Origin of the sequence: Halomonas sp. ML-15, assembly GCF_014779595.1 — a bacterium.
Taxonomy (GTDB): Bacteria; Pseudomonadota; Gammaproteobacteria; order Pseudomonadales; family Halomonadaceae; genus Franzmannia.
Map to the genome: position 1 here is coordinate 342503 of NZ_JACXZT010000002.1, position 17889 is coordinate 360391.

14 protein-coding genes are annotated in these 17889 nt (G+C 64.4%); 11 read left to right on the forward strand and 3 right to left on the reverse strand.

Annotated elements, in window-relative coordinates; translation table 11 throughout:
- The first annotated feature begins 296 nt into the window (after positions 1–296).
- The 8 genes from IEI94_RS03250 (at position 297) to IEI94_RS03285 (ending at position 10619) form a co-directional block, all read left to right on the forward strand.
- Entirely contained in the window at positions 297–1412 is a 1116-nt protein-coding gene (locus IEI94_RS03250) for a GlxA family transcriptional regulator (RefSeq protein WP_191165505.1), read from the forward strand.
- Positions 1413–1531: 119 nt separating this feature from the next.
- Complete coding sequence (gene mtgA / locus IEI94_RS03255) at positions 1532–2251, forward strand: monofunctional biosynthetic peptidoglycan transglycosylase (RefSeq protein WP_191165507.1); 720 nt, start codon at positions 1532–1534, stop codon at positions 2249–2251.
- Between the two features lie 123 nt (positions 2252–2374).
- Positions 2375–3352: a dipeptidase gene (locus tag IEI94_RS03260; protein WP_191165509.1), complete on the forward strand. Its 978-nt coding sequence runs from the start codon at positions 2375–2377 to the stop codon at positions 3350–3352.
- A 237-nt stretch (positions 3353–3589) separates the two neighbouring features.
- Positions 3590–4135 (forward strand): DUF5943 domain-containing protein, encoded by a 546-nt coding sequence (locus tag IEI94_RS03265; RefSeq protein ID WP_191165511.1) that lies wholly within the window; start codon positions 3590–3592, stop codon positions 4133–4135.
- Positions 4136–4157: 22 nt separating this feature from the next.
- Positions 4158–6230 (forward strand): dimethylglycine demethylation protein DgcA, encoded by a 2073-nt coding sequence (dgcA, locus tag IEI94_RS03270; RefSeq protein ID WP_191165513.1) that lies wholly within the window; start codon positions 4158–4160, stop codon positions 6228–6230.
- A gap of 291 nt (positions 6231–6521) precedes the next feature.
- Positions 6522–8510, forward strand: a complete 1989-nt coding sequence (locus IEI94_RS03275) for a (Fe-S)-binding protein (protein ID WP_191165515.1) — start codon at positions 6522–6524, stop codon at positions 8508–8510.
- Positions 8507–9805 (forward strand): electron transfer flavoprotein subunit alpha/FixB family protein, encoded by a 1299-nt coding sequence (locus IEI94_RS03280; RefSeq protein ID WP_191165517.1) that lies wholly within the window; start codon positions 8507–8509, stop codon positions 9803–9805. Before IEI94_RS03275 ends, IEI94_RS03280 begins: the two co-directional genes overlap by 4 nt.
- A complete protein-coding gene (locus IEI94_RS03285) occupies positions 9795–10619 on the forward strand; it encodes an electron transfer flavoprotein subunit beta (protein ID WP_191165519.1) in 825 nt (274 codons plus the stop codon). Before IEI94_RS03280 ends, IEI94_RS03285 begins: the two co-directional genes overlap by 11 nt.
- 1 nt (position 10620) lies before the next feature.
- On the opposite strand, the gene IEI94_RS03290 is transcribed toward IEI94_RS03285, so the two are convergent.
- Together IEI94_RS03290 and IEI94_RS03295 are read right to left on the reverse strand one after the other, a co-directional pair.
- On the reverse strand, positions 10621–11406 hold the full coding sequence (locus tag IEI94_RS03290) for an EAL domain-containing protein (protein ID WP_191165521.1): 786 nt from the start codon (positions 11404–11406) through the stop codon (positions 10621–10623).
- 63 nt (positions 11407–11469) lie between these two features.
- Positions 11470–12405, reverse strand: a complete 936-nt coding sequence (locus IEI94_RS03295) for a DMT family transporter (RefSeq protein WP_191165523.1) — start codon at positions 12403–12405, stop codon at positions 11470–11472.
- Between the two features lie 334 nt (positions 12406–12739).
- Here IEI94_RS03295 and IEI94_RS03300 point away from each other — a divergent pair, with 334 nt between their 5' ends.
- From IEI94_RS03300 to IEI94_RS03310, 3 genes are all read left to right on the forward strand, one after another.
- Positions 12740–13144 (forward strand): DUF4168 domain-containing protein, encoded by a 405-nt coding sequence (locus IEI94_RS03300; protein ID WP_191165676.1) that lies wholly within the window; start codon positions 12740–12742, stop codon positions 13142–13144.
- A 172-nt stretch (positions 13145–13316) separates the two neighbouring features.
- Positions 13317–15218, forward strand: coding sequence for a DUF294 nucleotidyltransferase-like domain-containing protein (locus IEI94_RS03305; RefSeq protein ID WP_191165525.1), 1902 nt, complete (start codon positions 13317–13319; stop codon positions 15216–15218).
- Positions 15219–15223: 5 nt separating this feature from the next.
- The gene (locus tag IEI94_RS03310) at positions 15224–15946 is read left to right on the forward strand and encodes a 3'-5' exonuclease (RefSeq protein ID WP_191165527.1); all 723 of its coding nucleotides are present in this window, start codon (positions 15224–15226) and stop codon (positions 15944–15946) included.
- Between the two features lie 63 nt (positions 15947–16009).
- On the opposite strand, the gene IEI94_RS03315 is transcribed toward IEI94_RS03310, so the two are convergent.
- Positions 16010–17662 (reverse strand): BCCT family transporter, encoded by a 1653-nt coding sequence (locus tag IEI94_RS03315; RefSeq protein ID WP_191165528.1) that lies wholly within the window; start codon positions 17660–17662, stop codon positions 16010–16012.
- Positions 17663–17889 lie beyond the last annotated feature (227 nt).

Below are 17889 nucleotides of genomic sequence, written 5' to 3' on the forward strand. Positions count from 1 at the left end.
GATGGCAGGCAATTTCCGTATGAAAGCCGAACGACGCCGCTGCTTCGCAGTGGCGTCGTTGGTTGGCAAACGGCGATGAACACGACCTCGGCATGCCGGTGTGCGACACGATTGTCGCAAATTACTGCATCTCGGCGATCCGATAGGCAAATTTGAGCTGTGTCAGCGTCGATGCGCGATTACATTGCCGGGAGACATAGCTATTTGCGACATGCAAGCAGCAACACCTAATAACGATAACAGTGGTCGGCGGTGCTACCGGCGGCCTCCCTATGCCAACCGTGCTGGAGTGACCCATGACACTCTCTCCCCAGACTGCCCGCCCCCCTGATGCCCCTCAGACGCTGGGTTTTCTACTGCTGGACAACTTCACCCTGATTTCGCTGGCCTCGGCCATCGAACCGCTACGTATGGCCAATCAGTTGGCGGGCCGCGAACTCTACTGCTGGTACACACTGAGCCACGACGGTGGGCCGGTGCGCGCCAGTGACGGTCTGCAGGTGACGCCGGATGCTGCTACCAGCACGCCGCTGTCTCTCGATATGGTGATCGTCTGCGGCGGGGTCGGGCCGAACCGCAGCGTGCAGCGCGAGCATGTCCAATGGCTGCAGTCCCAGGCCCGCCAATCGCGGCGCCTCGGCTCGGTGTGTACCGGTAGTTGGGCGCTGGCCCGCGCGGGTCTGCTCGACGGTTACGAGACCAGTATCCACTGGGAGTGCCTGGCGGCCATGCAGGAGGCATTCCCACGGGTTGCGTTGACCACGCGGCTGTTCTCCATCGACCGTGACCGGGCGACTGCCTCGGGTGGCACCGCGCCCCTGGATATGATGCTCAATCTGATCGGGCGCGATCACGGCCGTGAGCTCTCCGCCGGTATCTCGGAGATGTTCATCTGCGACCGGGTACGCAATGAGCAGGATCAGCAGCGTGTGCCCCTCAAGCATGTACTAGGGACCACCCAGCCCAAGCTGCTGGAGATCGTCGCCCTGATGGAGGCCAATCTCGAGGAGCCCATCGGCCTAGACGAGCTGGCGAATTACGTTGATGTGTCGCGTCGCCAGTTGGAGCGACTGTTCCAGAAGTACCTGCACTGCTCGCCGTCGCGCTACTACCTCAAGCTGCGCCTTACCCGTGCACGACAGCTGCTCAAGCAGACGCCAATGTCGATCATCGAAGTGGCCTCGGCGTGTGGTTTCGTCTCTACGCCACACTTCTCCAAATGCTACCGTGAGTACTTTGGCATGCCGCCGAGGGATGAGCGGTTGGGGGCTTCGCGTCCCGGACAGCGCGTGGAGGTCGCCGTGTCGAGCCCTGTCGCTGAGGGAGAGCTGTCCCAGGAACTGGTGTCGAGTGCCGTGCTGGCGCTGGCCCAGGCGCGTGGTGAACCGACCTATGCTAGCGTGCCGCTCTAGGCGTATCCTGCTCCCTTCCGTTGCGTTGAGTGCGCGCCCCGATTATCGGGGCGCGCTTGTTATACTGCCGGTATTCGCTATCCCAGGCGCGCGGCGCCACCGACCCGAGGAGCTCAGCTATGGCCCAGGCCTGGCGACACCGAGTCTCGCTACGCGGCGTGCTGCGTGGTCTGCTGTATGCCGTGGTCGGATTCGTCGTCCTCTCGGTGCTGCTGGTACTGCTGTTCCGCGTGGTGCCGGTATTTGGCTCGATGGTGATGATGGAGCGCAAGGTCGAGTCCTGGGTGGCCCGCGAGCCGATCCGCATCGAGCACCAGTGGCGGGCCTGGGGCGAGCTCTCGGAGCATGCCAAGCTGGCGGTGATCGCCGCCGAGGACCAGCGTTTTCCCCATCACCGCGGCTTCGATGTCGACGAGATGCGCCGCGCCTGGGAGGCCAGCCGCGAGGGCGGCCGCCTGCGCGGTGCCAGCACCATCAGCCAGCAGACCGCCAAGAACCTCTTCCTGTGGACCGGGCGCAGTTGGATGCGCAAGGGACTCGAGGCGTGGTTCACGCTGCTGATCGAAACTCTCTGGCCCAAGGAGCGCATCCTCGAGGTCTATCTCAATATCGCTGAATGGGATAGCGGCGTATTCGGCCTTGAAGCAGCCGCTCAGCACTACTTCGGCGTCTCTGCCAGCCAACTCAATGCCCATCAGGCCAGCCGCCTGGCGGCGATTCTGCCCAGTCCGCGCAACTGGAGCGCCTCGCAGCCCAGCGCCCACGTCGAGCGGCGCAGCGCCTGGATTCGCCAGCAGATGAACAACCTCGGCGGCACCGGCTACCTGCAGCAGCTCTGAGAGGGTGTCGATATTACGACACCCATGACGCTTTTGGGATTTCCCTCGTCGTTTCCAAGCGACGCCCGACCCTGGGGCGGCGCTATGCTGCCGGCAAGTCAATGACACCGCCGGAGCAACCCCATGACCCCCCGCGAACTGCACGACGACGCCATCGTCATCGATGGCCTGATCATCGCCAAATGGAACCGCGAGCTGCTCGAGGATATGCGCCGCGGCGGTCTCACCGCGGCCAACTGCACCGTCTCGGTGTGGGAGGGCTTCCAGGCCACCGTCGACAACATCGTCAAGTCCAACCAGCTGATGGCCGAGTGCAGCGAGCTGGTACGCCCGGTGCGCACCACGGCGGATATCAGCCGCGCCAAGGAGGAGGGCAAGACCGGCATTATCTACGGCTTCCAGAATGCCCATGCCTTCGAGGACCAGATCGGCTATGTGGAGATCTTCAAGCAGCTCGGGGTGGGCATCGTGCAGCTTTGCTACAACACCCAGAACCTGGTGGGCACCGGCTGCTACGAGCGTGACGGCGGGCTCTCGGGCTTTGGACGCGAGATCGTCGCCGAGATGAACCGGGTTGGCATCATGTGCGACCTCTCCCACGTCGGTGCCAAGACCTCCGAAGAGGTGATCCTCGAATCGCAGAAACCGGTCTGCTACTCCCACTGCCTGCCCTCGGGCCTCAAGGAGCACCCGCGCAACAAGTCCGATGAAGAGCTGAAGTTCATCGCCGATCACGGCGGTTTCGTCGGCGTGACCATGTTCACCCCCTTCCTGCGTGCCGGCGTCGACGCCACCATCGATGACTATGTCGAGGCCATCGAGTACGTGATGAACATCGTCGGCGAAGACGCTATCGGTATCGGCACCGACTTCACCCAGGGCCACGGCCACGACTTCTTCGAGTGGCTGACCCACGACAAGGGCTACGCCCGCCGCCTGACCAGTTTCGGCAAGATCATCAATCCCGAGGGCATCCGCACCATCGGCGAGTTTCCCAACCTCACCGAGGCGCTGTTGAAGCGCGGCATGAGTGAGACTCAGGTGCGCAAGATCATGGGCGAGAACTGGGTGCGGGTGCTCAAGGACGTCTGGGGCGCCTGAGGCGACTCCTTAGCGAGGGGCGCCGGGGTCTGTCGCCGGGCCAGCCCCGCCACTATAGCCGAGGGGCGCCGGGGGCAGGCCGAAGAGGAGGTTTGCGCCATGGATGGCGCAAGGTAGCGCCCAGGGATGGGTTCACAGCGCCTCCTCGTAGGCCTGCCGCCGGATCAGCCCCGAGCGATGCCGCCACCGACAACGGCTTCGCCACATAACAATCAGCAAGATCCGAGGAATTCGACCGTGACCAAACTGGCCCCTGAACTGCCCATCGAGGTGGATAGCGAGACCGGCGTATGGACCACCGATGCGCTGCCGATGCTCTATGTGCCGCGCCACTTCTTTATCAACAACCACACCGCCGTCGCCGACGCTCTGGGTGTGGATAAGTACGCCGAGATTCTCTACCACGCCGGCTACAAGAGCGCCTGGCACTGGTGCGAAAAGGAGGCCGAAGCGCACGGCCTGGACGGTGTGGCGGTCTTCGAGCACTACATGACGCGACTCTCGCAGCGTGGCTGGGGCAAATTCATTACCGAGGCCATCGACCTCGACGCCGGCACTGTCCGGGTGCGCCTGGAGCACAGTGCCTTCGTCTACCAGCTCGGCAAGACCGGGCACAAGGAGGAGTACATGTTCACCGGCTGGTTCGCCGGCGCCATGGACCAGATCCTCGCCGCCCGCGGTAGTGCGCTGCGCACTGTTGCCGAGCAGACCCAGAGCGCTGCAGAAGACGGCTGTGAGGTGGGCTATTTCGAGACCAAGCCGCTGACCGGCGCTGCCCGCTAATCTCGGGTACGAGGAGACAACCATGGCATTCGACGCGATCTTCCAGCCGATCGAGATCGGCAAGCTGACCATCCGTAACCGCGTGGTCAGCACCGCCCATGCCGAGGTGCATGCCACCGACGGCGGCATGACCACCGAGCGCTACGTCAGGTACTACGAGGAGAAGGCCAAGGGCGGCTGCGGCCTTTCGATCTGCGGCGGCTCTTCGGTGGTCTCCATCGACAGCCCCCAGGGCTGGTGGAGCTCGGTGAACCTCACCACCGACCGGATCATCCCGCACTTCCAGAACCTCGCCGACGCCGTGCATAAGCACGGCGGCAAGATCATGATCCAGATCACCCATATGGGGCGCCGCTCGCGTTGGGATGGTTTCGACTGGCCGGCTCTGGTGTCCCCCTCTGGTATCCGCGAACCGGTGCACCGCTCCACCTGCAAGACCATCGAGGAGGAGGAGATCTGGCGCATCATCGACGACTTCGCCCAGGCAGCGCGTCGGGCCAAGGAGGGAGGTCTCGACGGCGTCGAGCTCTCCGCCGTGCACCAGCACCTGATCGATCAGTTCTGGAGCCCGCGAGTCAACAAGCGCGAGGACCAGTGGGGGGGAAGCTTCGAGAACCGCATGCGCTTCGGCATGGAGGTGCTCAAGGCGGTGCGCGCCGAGGTGGGCGACGACTTCGTGGTCGGCATGCGCATCTGTGGCGACGAGTTCCATCCGGACGGTCTCTCCCACGACGACATGAAGCAGATCGCCGCCTACTACGATGCCACCGGCCAAGTCGACTTCTTCGGCGTGATCGGTTCAGGCTGCGACACCCACAACACCCTGGCCAACGTGATTCCCAACATGTCCTATCCGCCGGAGCCCTTCCTGCACCTGGCGGCGGGCATCAAGGAAGTGGTCAGCGTACCGGTGATCCACGCCCAGAATATCAAGGACCCCAACCAGGCCCAGCGCATCCTCGAAGGCGGCTATGTGGACCTGGTAGGCATGACCCGGGCGCATATCGCTGACCCGCATATCATTGCCAAGATCAAGATGGGGCAGATCGATCAGATCAAGCAGTGCGTGGGCGCCAACTACTGCATCGACCGCCAGTACCAGGGCCTGGATGTGCTATGCATCCAGAACGCCGCCACCTCCCGCGAATATATGGGCCTGCCGCACATCATCGAAAAGAGCGAGGGGCACAAGCGCAAGGTGGTGGTAGTGGGCGGTGGCCCCGGCGGCATGGAAGCGGCCCGCGTCGCCGCCGAGCGCGGCCATGACGTCACCCTGTTCGAGGCCGCCGAGGCCCTGGGTGGCCAGATCACCATTGCTGCCCAGGCCCCGCAGCGTGACCAGATCGCCGGTATTACCCGCTGGTATCAACTGGAGCTGGCGCGCCTCAAGGTCGACCTGCGTCTGGGGACCCGGGCCGATGAGGGCACCATCGAAGACCTGCGCGCGGATATCGTGGTGCTGGCCACCGGAGGCCAGCCCTTCCTGAGTCAATACCCGGAGTGGGGCTACTCCGCAAGCCCAGAAGAGAGCCTGGTGGTCAGCACCTGGGACATCCTCTCGGGCAAGGTGGCCCCGGGCAAGAACGTGTTGATCTTTGATGCCATCTGCGAGTTCTCAGGCGTTTCGGCGGCAGACTACCTGGCCGACAAGGGCGCCAAGGTGGAGATCGTCACCGACGATATCAAGCCTGGCGCGGCGGTGGGCGGTACCACCTTCCCCACTTACTACCGCAGCCTCTACGAGAAGGAGGTGATCATGACCTCCGACCTGATGCTGCACAAGGTCTACCGTGAGGGCGACGGCCTGGTGGCGGTGCTCGAGAACGAGTACACCGGCGTTCAGGAGGAGCGGGTGGTGGACCAGGTGGTGGTGGAGAACGGCGTACGTCCCGATGAGGCGCTCTACTACGCCCTCAAGCAGCGCTCCCGCAACAACGGGCAGGTAGATCTGGAGGCGCTCTACGCCGCTCAGGCGCAGCCCTGCCTGAGCGAGGACGGCGACGGCTTTTTGTTGTTCCGCCTGGGCGACTGCACTGCGCCGCGCAATACCCATGCGGCCATCTACGATGCGCTGCGGATCTGCAAGGACTTTTAGCCACACAAGGTCTGGCGCAGGCCGAGGGTATCCACAAGCAGCGCCTTCAGCAGTTCGCCCGAGTCGAGACGCCGCAATGCGGTTCTGCCGAAGGGACTCGGCAGAGGCGTGGGGGCCAGGGATGGCCCTTCCACGCCGTGACCGCAGATTGCCAGTCGAGACTCGGCACAGCGAATGCGTGGCGCGCTTGGGATGCTCCTCGGCAGGCAAGTCCGGCATATGCAAGGGCGCTGAGTCGCCGCGCCACTGGACCCATGCCATGGCCGTACCACTATCGATGAGGTGAGCGAGATGCTCGAGACCCTACTGCCGATCCTGATCTTCTCCGCCCTGGCGCTGGCGGCGATCGGCGCGATGCGTCGCATCCGCCTGTGGCGCCAGGGGCGGCCCGCCCAGGTTGACCTGCTGCGCGGTCTCGCCGCCATGCCGCGGCGCTACCTGGTGGATCTGCACCACGTGGTGGCCCGTGACAAGGTCATGTCCAACACCCACGTGGCCACCGCTGGTGGCTTCGTCGCCGCCGCCGCGCTAATGATTCTGGTACATGGCCTGGGGCTCGCCAATCCCATATTGGGCGGGCTGCTGCTGGCGGCCAGTGCCACCATGTTCGTGGGCAGCTGCTTCGTCGCCCGGCGCCGGCGCAACCCGCCCGCGCGCCTCTCCAAGGGGCCCTGGATGCGCCTGCCCAAGAGCCTGATGGCCTTCTCGTTGGGTACCTTCCTGATCACCCTGCCCACGCTGGGGATCCTGCCCGCCGGCCTTTCTCAAGTGATGGGCCACTGGATCCTGGCGCTGGCACTGGCCGCCGTGCTGGTGTGGGGCCTGGGCGAGATGTTCTTCGGCATGACCTGGGGCGGGCCGATGAAGCACGCCTTCGCCGGTGCTCTGCACCTGGCCTTCCACCGTCGCGCCGAGCGCTTCGGTGGCGGCCGCTCCAGCGGCCTCAAGGCACTGAATCTGGACGATCCCGAGGCCAAGCTGGGCGTCGAAAAACCTGCCGATTTCACCTGGAACCAGCTGCTCGGTTTCGACGCCTGCGTGCAGTGCGGGCGTTGCGAAGCGGTGTGCCCGGCCTTCGCCGCCGGCCAGCCGCTCAACCCCAAGAAGTTGATCCAGGACATGGTAGTGGGCCTGGCCGGCGGCAGCGATGCCCACTATGCCGGCTCCCCCTACCCCGGCCAGCCGGTGGGCGATCACGCTGGTTCTCCTGATGGGCCGATCGTGCTCTCTCCAACAGGGCACGAGGGCAAGGCCCTCGTCGATGCCGAGACCCTATGGTCCTGCACCACCTGCCGTGCCTGCGTGGAAGAGTGCCCGATGATGATCGAGCACGTCGATGCCATCGTCGATATGCGTCGCCACCTGACCCTGGAGCGGGGCCAGACCCCCAACAAGGGCGCCGAGGTGCTCGACAATCTGATCGCCACCGACAATCCCGGCGGTTTCGATCCCGGCTCGCGGCTGCACTGGGCGGCGGACCTCAACCTGCCGCTGATGGCCGATGTCCAGCAGGCCGAGGTGCTGCTGTGGCTAGGCGATGGCGCCTTCGATATGCGTAACCAGCGCACCCTAAGAGCCCTGATCAAGATACTGCACGCCGCCGAGGTGGAGTTTGCGGTGCTGGGCACCGAGGAGCGCGATAGCGGCGACGTGGCGCGGCGCCTGGGTGACGAAGCGACCTTCCAGTCGCTGGCCAAGCGCAATATCGCTACCCTGGCGAAGTATCGCTTCCAGCGTATCGTCACCTGCGATCCGCACAGTTTCCATGTGTTAGGCAACGAGTACGGTGAGCTGGGTGGACACTATGAGGTCCGTCACCACAGCACCTTTATCGCCGAACTGTATGAGGCCGGCCGGCTGGCCTTCGCGCCCTGGAAGGGCGGTGGCGTCACCTATCATGACCCCTGCTATCTGGGCCGCTACAACGGCGAGTTCGATGCGCCCCGCAACGTGCTCAAGGCGCTGGGTATCGAGGTCAAGGAGATGCAGCGCTCCGGCTTCCGCTCGCGTTGCTGCGGCGGCGGTGGTGGGGCGCCGATCACCGATATCCCTGGCGAGCGGCGGATTCCCGATATGCGCATGAATGATGTCAAGGAGAGCGGTGCCGAGCTGGTGGCAGTGGGCTGCCCCCAATGCACCGCCATGCTGGAAGGCGTGGTGGACGCCACCGCCGAGGTGCGCGATATCGCCGAGCTGGTGGCCGATGCCCTGGTGGCGCGCCCCGCGGCCTCCGGGGATGTCCGGGCCCCGCAGCCTGCTGCTGAGGAGATGACACCATGAGCGAGATAGTTCGTCGCGACCCACGCCGCGAGTGGATCGCCCGTAACCGCCTGCATCCGGAGCACGCCAGCGTGCTGGCCGAAATCGGGGGCGGGACCGCTGTCAGCGAGTGGTTGGGCCCCCATGGGGTGATTCGCAAGAACCCCCGCGCCATCGGCTTTATAGGGCCCAATGGTATCAAGCGCATCGACCGTAGCGGCGCCCAGCAGGGCGGCCAGGCGGCGGGTGCGGCCCGCCAGGCGGCTCAGGATAGCCGTCGCAAGGTGAACATCGAGGCCCCGGCCTTCCTGGTGGCGGTGGTGCCGGACATGACCGGCGGGCGTCTCTCCGGCCACGACAAGGACCTGCTGGGCCTGGCCCGGCGACTGGCGGATGCCGATCCGGAGCGCCCCGGCGCCGTACTGGCCGTGGTCTTCGGCGAGCATAACCGCGAGAGGGGCGGCGAGCTTAAGGAGCAGAGTTTTGGCGAGGCGGGCATCGACCGCCTGCTGCACCTCGACGATGACGCCTACGCAGGCTTCGCCCCCGAGGCGCGCCTGGCGGCGCTGGCCGCCGTGGAGCGCGAGCTGGCGCCGCGTCACTGGCTGCTCCCGGATTCGCCCCTGGGCGGGGCCGACCTGGGGCGGCGCCTGGCCATGCGCTTAGGCGAGCGCCCCGCCACCGGAGTCTGGCAGATCGAAGCCGATAGCGAGGCCCCCCAGGGCTGGTGCTGCACCGCCCGTGGGGCGGCGGAGAGCCTGGATATCCAGCGCCCGCTGCCGCGGGTCGCCCTGGCGCTGGCCGAGTGCGCCGAGCCGGTGGACGAGACCCGTCACGCCGCCGCGCCGCTGAGCCTGACGGAGACGATTCCCAGCGCCTTCTCGCGGATCGAGGATCTGGGCCAGGTGGCGGTGGACCCTGCCGGGGTGGCGCTGGCCGAGGCGGAGTTCATCCTCTCCGCTGGCAACGGCGTCAAGGACTGGGAGGGGTTCCATCATGCCGCCAGGGTGCTGGGGGCGACGGAAGGCGCCTCGCGGGTGGCCGTGGACGACGGCTTCATGGCCCGCGACCGGCAGGTGGGGGCCACCGGCACCTGGGTTACCGCCCGGGTCTATCTGGCGGTGGGCATTTCGGGGGCCATTCAGCACCTGCAGGGTATTCAGAGCTGCGACAAGGTGGTGGCCATCAACCTCGACCCGGGATGCGACATGATCAAGCGCGCCGACCTGGCGGTGATCGGCGATAGCGCCGAGATCCTGGCAGCCCTGTTGGCCAAGGTGGAACAGCAGCGAGGAGGGCAGCGCGATGCGGCCTGAAGAGCAGGGAATCGACGTAGCGGTACTGGTCTCGGTGGGGCGTCACCCCATCACCGGGCGGGCGCGGCGCGCCGATCAGGATGCCCGGGGGCTGGAGCTGGCCCTGGGGTTGGAGCGCCAGTTGCCCGGCAGCCGGGTCAGCCTGCTGCACGCAGGCCCCTGCGCGGAGGAGAGCGAGGCGGCGCTGCGCGGCTACCTGGGCATGTCCGCCGGTACGGGGCTGGAGACCCTGACCCTGCTGGAGCAGGCCGAGGGCAGCGATGCCATTCCGGCCCTGGCCGAGCACCTGGCCGCGGCGCCGCCGCAGCTGGTGATCACCGGCGCCCGGGCGGAGCGCGGCGAAGGCTCGGGGCTACTGCCCTATGCCCTGGCCGAGCGGTTGGGCTGGCCGCTGGTCAATGGCCTGGCCGCGGTGGAGAAGATCGAGAAGGGTGTGGCGACCCTGCTCCAGGCACTGCCCCGGGGCCAGCGGCGGCGCCTCAAGGTGCGCCTGCCGGCCATCGTCAGCGTGGATGCGGCGGCGCCGGTGGCGCGCCAGAGCGCCTTCGGCCCGGCTCGCCGGGCCGGCATCGAGGCGACTCCGGTGCCCGCCGAGCCGGATCGTGAGCTGGCCGCGTGGCAGCTGGCGCCGGCCCGTAAGCGTCCCAAGCGCTTGAAGATCGTCAAGGCCGCCTCGGCGCGGGAGCGCTTCAAGGCCGCTGCGGCGAAGGCCGAGGGCGGTGGTGGACAGGTACTGACAGACGTGACACCGGAGCAGGGCGCTGAGGCGATCCTCAAGCTGTTGAAGGAGGAGGGCGTGCTGCCGCGGGGCTAAATCAGCGCTGTATCTCGCTGCGCAGTTCGAGCAGCATCTCACTCAAGGAGTGCTGGCATAGCGACTCCAGGGCCGGACGAGCGAAGTAGAACCCCTGCTGGCTACTGATACCCAGGCGGGCTAGCCAGAGGGCTTCCTCGCGCAGCTCAACACCTTCGGCAATCAAGCCAACATCGAGCTCTCCGGCCAGGCCATGCACGGCGCGCAGGATCGCCTGCCGGCGTGGATCCTCATGGCAATTCATGACCAATTCACGGTCGATCTTGAGCTTGTCGGGGCGCAGATCGGTGAGCAGGTCGAGATTGGCATAGCCGTTGCCAAAATCGTCGATAGCGGTAGTAAAACCCATGCTGCGGTAGGCATCGATGATGCCGCGCAGGTGCATACGATCCTTCACCATTTCAGTCTCGGTGATCTCGAAAACGATCCGGTCGGTAGGCCAGCCGACGCGACGCGATACCTCCAGCGTGGCCTGAATGCACGCCTGGGGTTCATAGACGGCGTTAGGCATGAAATTGATCGACAAGCGCTCCTGCATGCCCAGACGGCTGGCCAGTTCGATCGCCCTGACCCGGCAGGCCTGATCGAAGCGATACAGCAGATCGTCGGTGACCTTGGAAATAATGCTGTAGGCCGATTCGCCGCCGGGACCGCGCACCAAGGCTTCGTAGGTCACAATGCTGGCGGATTCGATATCAACGATCGGTTGGAAAGCCATCGTGAAATCGAAGGGGAGGGGGATATCGCAGCGCTTGCAGTGGCTATCGACCCTGGCACAATTTCCCATCAGCTTTCCCTGTCATGTTGCTGGACTAACCCAAGGTTAGTTAATCATAAATTGTTTATCGGCTCATCCGCGTGGGACTTTAGCCGTGCCCTTGGCGGCATGCTGCTTGCCCTTGACCGTCATCACCACGCCGCTGAGTGCGATCGCCATGCCCAGCAGTGCCACTGGCGGCAGGCGCTCACCGAACAGCCACCAGGCCTCCAGGGCGGTAACCGGTGGCACCAGATAGAACAGGCTCGCGACCCGCGATGCCTCGCCGCGCTTGATCAGCGCCATCAATAGCAGGATGGCGGCAATCGACAGAATGCACACCAGCCAGGCCATGGTCAGCATGAAGGTCGGTGTCCAGTCGATGTCGCGCTGCTCGAACAGCAGCGCACCAACACCGAGCAATACTCCGGCTGCCATATACTGCACGACTGTACCGGAGAGTAGAGGCATACCGGTACAGAAGCGCTTCTGATAAAGGGTACCGCAGGCAATGCCAATCAGCGCTACCAGCACGGCCAGCAGGGCGGGCACTCCGAAGCCCTGGAACAGTGCCGCACCTGGGTCGAGCTTGCTACCCAGTACCAGCACGATACCCACCAGCCCCAGTGCCAGGCCCAGCCACTGCCAGCGGGTTAGCCGCTCATCCAGCAGCGGCCCGGCCAGTGCGGCGGTAAGCAGGGGCTGCAGGCCCACCAGCAGCGAGGCCAGTCCCGCCGGCATGCCGAGGTAGATGCCGTAGAACACGCCACCCAGATAGGCGCCGTGCACCAGCAGGCCGCTGACGGCGATGTGGCCCCATAGCCCCCCCCCTTGCGGCCAGCTGCCCTTGAACAGCAGTACCAGCGGGATCAGCAGCGCCAGGGTCAGGACGAAGCGCACGAACAGAAAGGTAAAGGGCTCGGCATAGGGAAGTCCGTACTTGGCGCCGATGAAGCCGGTGCTCCATAGCAGCACGAAGACAATCGGCATCGCGGCGAGAGCCAGGGTGGTGCGGCGTTGGGCGGGCATTAATGGGTTCCTTGTTCTCGACGGGCGGGGAATCGCCACGAGAGGCTACGCCTTTGGAGGCGATGGCGAAAAGTATCTCCTCTCGCTGTTTTGCAGCGATAGGGTAAGAGGATTTTGTTGAGAATCCATATCATGAGGGGTTGCCGCTATCGATGGCGTTGCCTTGAAGAGCGCGCTGGCAGGTTGGCATCCTTTCGCGTGTCTCGGTATCGCGACGCTTGTAACGGTATTGGAAATCAATTGTTTCTTTCTGTTACTCAAAAAATATGAACCCTTGTGGAGCACCACCGTCACAGTGGGGCACATACTCAAGCAAAACCCTGGAGGTATTGATATGCAACGGATGACTGCCCTGTTTTCTGCCGCGCTGCTGACTGCCGGCCTGATGTCTGCCCAAGCAGCCTTCGCTCAGGATCCTGCCCAAGATCCTGCACAAGATCCCGCAGCGGCGCCGGAGCAGCAGGCGGCACCCGCTCAGGATTTCTCTGATCAGGAGCTCCAGCAGTTTGCTGACGCTTCACAGGAAATCGCCATGATTTCTCAAGAGTACACCGAGCGGCTTCAGGGCGCTGAGGACGAAGCCACTCAGCAGGAAGTGCGCATGGAAGCCAACGACCGCATGGTTGAAGTCGTAGAGGATAGCGGTCTGGATGTCGATACCTTCAATGCGATCGGTCACACCATTCAGCAAGATCCGGAAATGATGCAGCGCGTTCAGGAAATGGCTGAACAGTCGTAAGCTGTACTGCCGTCGACTCCCATCGACAGCAAGCTCACCAAGGGCCACCTCAGGGTGGCCCTTGGTGTATCTGACTGACACCCAGCCCACAGAACAGCATGCGAGATGCGACTTTACAGCGGACCGCAGGCATATCAGACTTCAGGCAATCAACCGCGGGGCCGGAGCGCGTATGGACATCGAACTGCTGGAAATCCGCGAGCATCTGGCCCGGTTCGCTCCCTTCGACGCCTTGAGCGACGCCCAGCTCGACGACCTGGTAGGCACCATCGAAGTCGCCTACTTCAAGGCCGGTAGCGAGATCCTTGCACTCGGTGAGCAGATTGAGGATCTTCACTACATCCGCAGCGGCGCGGTAGAGATCAGCTGGCGTAACGGCGAGCTCTTCAACCGTCTCAGCGAAGGCGATATTTTTGGCCACTTCAGCCTGCTGCGCAACCGCAAGGTGCGCTTTCCCGCCAAGGCCCTTGAAGACACCCTGATCTACTTCATTCCTGGCGAGCGCTTTCACCAACTGTGCGAAGCGGATGAGCATTTCGCCGAGTTCGTCGAGCTCGGTCAGCCGCGGCTCAAGTCCGTGGTAGAAGAGCAGCACAAAAGCAACGACATGATGATGACCCGGGTGCGCAAGCTGGTATCGCGCCGCCCGTTAATGGTCGAAGAGAGCACCAGCGTGCAGGAGGTGGCCCAGCGCATGAACGAGGAGAACGTCTCCTCCGCGCTGGTGCTATCGACTCGGGAGGGCGACCCGCGCTATCAATTCAGCGATCCGGATGGCCAGAGCTGGACGCTGCAGGGCATCGTCACCGACCAGGATCTGCGCAACCGGGTGCTGGCCGAGGGGCGCAGCGTGTCGACGGCGGTGGCGGAAATCGTCAGTTCGCGCTTGATCAGCGTGCAGTCGGACAAGTCGGTTCACGAGGCGATGCTGGCGATGCTGCGCAACAACGTGCATCACCTGCCGGTGCTCTATCGGCGCCGACCGATGGGGGTGCTGCACCTGTCCGATATTATCCGCTACGAGACCCATAGCAGCCTCTATCTGGTCAGCAACATCTTTCATCAGCCCGATACCCTGGGGCTGGCACGACTCAAGCCGGACGTGCGCCAGGCATTTGTCAGGATGGTCGAGGAGGGCGCCAGCTCGCACATGGTCGGCTCGGCGCTGTCGACCATCGGCCGCAGTTTCACCCGGCGGCTGCTCGAGCTCGCCGAAGAGGCGCTGGGCCCCCCGCCGGTGCCTTACTGTTTCATGGCGCTGGGGTCGATGGCGCGTAACGAGCAGAGCATCGTCACCGATCAGGACAATGCGCTGATTCTCGACGATAGCTTCGACCCGGCCCAGCATGACGAATACTTTGCGGCGCTGGCCCAGCACGTCAGCGATGGCCTCGATGCCTGCGGCTACACTTACTGCAAAGGCGACGTCATGGCCACCAACCGCCAGTGGCGTCAGCCGCTGGCAGTATGGAAAGGCTATTTCAGTGAATGGATCGATCAGCCGCGGCCCGAGCACCTGCTGCACAGTTCGATCTTCTTCGACCTCGACAGCGTGCACGGCGAAGAGGCGTTCGTCGAGCAGCTCCAGGACCTGGTGGCGAGCAAGGCGTCCCAGAGCCCGCTGTTCCTGGCTGCCATGGCCCGCAATGCGCTGGGTCGAACCCCGCCGCTGGGGGTGTTTCGCACCTTCGTGATGGAGAAGGACGGTAAGCAGAACAACACCATCAACATCAAGCGCCGCGGCACGGCACCGATGGTGGATCTGATCCGCGTGCATGCCCTGGCCTGTGGCTCGCGGGCGCAGAATAGCTTCGAACGCCTCGACGATATCGCCAAGACCCAGCTGCTGCCGGCCGGCACCGGCGACAAGATCCGCTACGCCTTCGAGTTCCTGTCCATGGTGCGCATTCGCCACCAGGCCATTGATCTGCAGGAGGAGCGAGAACCCGATAACAACATTGCCCCGGGCAACGTCTCTGACAGCGAGCGGCACCACCTCAAGGACGCCTTTCAGCTGCTCAGCAATGCCCAGAAGTTTCTCAAGTTCCGCTACCCCATGCCGTCGCGGCGCTAATCGACATGCCTTCACTGCGTCCGTTCAAGCGCCCGGCGCCCAACTGGCCCGACTATCTGGCACGCCGTGCCGCCGAGGCCCGCGATCCGCGTCTGGCCGAGTTCTTCGCTGCTGGCCAGTTGGACCCGGAGATGCCCATCGGCGAGGCACCGCTGGTGGCCCTGGATATGGAAACCACCGGGCTGGATGAACGGCGTCATGCGATTGTCAGCATCGGTCTGATGCCCTTCAGCCTCGGCCGCATTCGCCTGGCCGAGCGCCGCTACTGGGTGGTGCGCCCACCACGTCCGCTGGTGCGCCAGTCGGTGGCCTTTCACCGTATTACCGACTCCGAGATAGAGCATGCACCGGACCTCGACGATATCCTGGACGAGCTGCTGGCGGCCCTTGCCGGGCGTCTGGCCGTGGTCCACTACCGGCATATCGAGCGGCCCTTTCTTGACGCGGCAGTTCAGGCACGTCGCGGCGAGGGTCTGCGTTTTCCGATGATCGACACCATGTCGCTGGAGGCGCGTATCCATCGCCAGTCGCTATGGGCGCGCTTTCGCCGCTGGATGGGGCGCCCGCCGGTATCGATTCGCTTGCACAACAGCCGCGAGCGCTATGGCCTGCCGCCCTATCAGGGGCACCATGCGCTGGTCGATGCCCTGGCCACCGCCGAACTGCTGCAGGCGCAGATCGCTGCACGACATCAACCCAGTACGCCGATCGGCCAGCTCTGGAGCTGAGTGCCAGACACGCAAAAGGCGGCCCGTAGGCCGCCCATTGCATTGCGCGATGGCTGAAGGCGATCAGCCGCGGGGTTCGCTCATCAACCCCTTGACGATGGCATAGCAACCTACCAGCAGCACCAGGGTGAAGGGCAGGCCGGTGGAGATCACCGCTGCCTGCAGCGCCGCCAGACCTCCGCCGAGCAGCAGCGCGATGGCGATGGCGCCCTCGATGATGGCCCAGAAGAGGCGCTGCGGCTTGGGCGCATCGACCTTGCCCCCGGCGGTGATGGAGTCGATGACCAGCGAGCCCGAGTCCGACGAGGTGATAAAGAACACGATCACCAGCACGATGGCGATAAAGGAGGTGATCTCGGTCAGCGGCAGGCCGGCCAGCATCACGAAGAGCGCATCCGCCTCGCCTTCGAAGGTGCCGGCGAGCAGCTGTTCGATGCCGGCGCTACCGAAAGAGGTCATCCACAGGACAGACACCGTAGACGGTATCAACAGCACGGCGATCAGGAACTCGCGCACGGTGCGCCCGCGGGAAACCCGTGCGATGAACATGCCGACGAACGGTGACCAGGAGATCCACCACGCCCAGTAGAAGGCAGTCCAGCCCTGGCTGAAGTTGGCGTCCTCGCGCCCGAAGGGGTTGGAGAGCGCCGGCAGGTTGACCAGGTAACCCAGCAGGTTCTGGAAGAAGCCGGTGGCGATCATCAGCGTCGGCCCGACGATGATCACGAAAGCCAGCAGCAGGAAGGCCAGGCCCATATTGAGCTGGGAGAGGCGCTGCACGCCCTTTTCGACGCCCAGGAAAATCGAGCCCATGGCGACGATGGTGATGGCCACGATCAGCAGCACCATGGTGGTGTTGGTATCGGGAATACCGAACAGATCGTTGAGGCCGCTGGTGGCCTGCTCGGCGCCCAAGCCCAGTGAGGTGGCCAGACCGAACAGCGTCGCGAATACCGCCAGGATATCGATCACATGCCCCGGCCAGCCCCATACGCGCTCCCCCAGGATCGGGTAGAAGATCGAGCGCATGGTCAGCGGCAGCCCCTTGTTGAACGAAAAAATCGCCAACGCCAGCGCCACGATGGCGTAGATCCCCCAAGGGTGCAGGCCCCAGTGGAAGATGGTGGCGGCCATGCCCAGCGCCACGGCACCGGCTTCGTCGCCTTCGGCGCCGCCCAGCGGGGCCCAGTCCGTGCGTGCCCCGTTCTCGGTCGCGACGCCTCCCATGGCGGCCTGGAAGTGGTCCATGGGCTCGGAGACGCCGAAGTACATCAGGCCGATGCCCATGCCAGCGGCGAACAGCATCGCAAACCAGCCTGCGTAGCTGAAGTCCGGCGTCGCATCTCGCCCGCCGATGCGCACCTTGGCCAGGGGCGTGAAGATCAAGACGATCGCGAGGAGCACGAAGATATTGGCCGATAACAGGAAGAACCAGGCCATATTGCTGGTCAGGAAACCGAAGGTAGCGTTGAAGAGCGGAGCCACCTGATCCTGCAAGGCCAGGGTGATGATCACGAAGAACAGCACCACGATCGACGAGAATATGAAGACCTTGCCGTGCAGGTCCAGGTTAAAGCCCATCGGCGAGGCGGTGATATTGTCCTGACCGATCACATAGTCGGTGTCGATCAGATTCGCCGGGCCTTCAGGGGCAGGAATGCCTTCGGAGCTCTCTTGCCGATCCTCGGCAGAGGGATCTTGAGAATTCTTATCCACTGCGAAATCTCCGTTATGCAAATGTTGTGATGGCTCACCACGTCATTGTGACGGTTTGCCAGTGAATTGCCAGGTAAGCGACGCATTTGGTCAGCATAGGCGCCGGCGCCAGAAACATTATTGCTTGCGGCGCGCGGTGTCGATATCGCCGATACGACGCTGACATATCCGCAGACCATCAGACGCAGTCAGGCCCGCCGAAGGGCGGGCCTGAGGGGTGGCGCTGA

Excerpts from the sequence above, each read along its gene's own strand:
- IEI94_RS03260 (WP_191165509.1), top strand. The coding sequence starts at position 2,375 with ATGACCCCCCGCGAACTGCACGACGACGCCATCGTCATCGATGGCCTG.
- IEI94_RS03250 (WP_191165505.1), top strand. The coding sequence starts at position 297 with ATGACACTCTCTCCCCAGACTGCCCGCCCCCCTGATGCCCCTCAGACG.
- IEI94_RS03305 (WP_191165525.1), top strand. The coding sequence starts at position 13,317 with ATGGACATCGAACTGCTGGAAATCCGCGAGCATCTGGCCCGGTTCGCT.
- IEI94_RS03275 (WP_191165515.1), top strand. The coding sequence starts at position 6,522 with ATGCTCGAGACCCTACTGCCGATCCTGATCTTCTCCGCCCTGGCGCTG.
- mtgA (WP_191165507.1), top strand. The coding sequence starts at position 1,532 with ATGGCCCAGGCCTGGCGACACCGAGTCTCGCTACGCGGCGTGCTGCGT.
- dgcA (WP_191165513.1), top strand. The coding sequence starts at position 4,158 with ATGGCATTCGACGCGATCTTCCAGCCGATCGAGATCGGCAAGCTGACC.
- IEI94_RS03300 (WP_191165676.1), top strand. The coding sequence starts at position 12,740 with ATGCAACGGATGACTGCCCTGTTTTCTGCCGCGCTGCTGACTGCCGGC.
- IEI94_RS03310 (WP_191165527.1), top strand. The coding sequence starts at position 15,224 with ATGCCTTCACTGCGTCCGTTCAAGCGCCCGGCGCCCAACTGGCCCGAC.
- IEI94_RS03295 (WP_191165523.1), bottom strand. The coding sequence starts at position 12,405 with ATGCCCGCCCAACGCCGCACCACCCTGGCTCTCGCCGCGATGCCGATT.
- IEI94_RS03290 (WP_191165521.1), bottom strand. The coding sequence starts at position 11,406 with ATGGGAAATTGTGCCAGGGTCGATAGCCACTGCAAGCGCTGCGATATC.
- IEI94_RS03280 (WP_191165517.1), top strand. The coding sequence starts at position 8,507 with ATGAGCGAGATAGTTCGTCGCGACCCACGCCGCGAGTGGATCGCCCGT.
- IEI94_RS03285 (WP_191165519.1), top strand. The coding sequence starts at position 9,795 with ATGCGGCCTGAAGAGCAGGGAATCGACGTAGCGGTACTGGTCTCGGTG.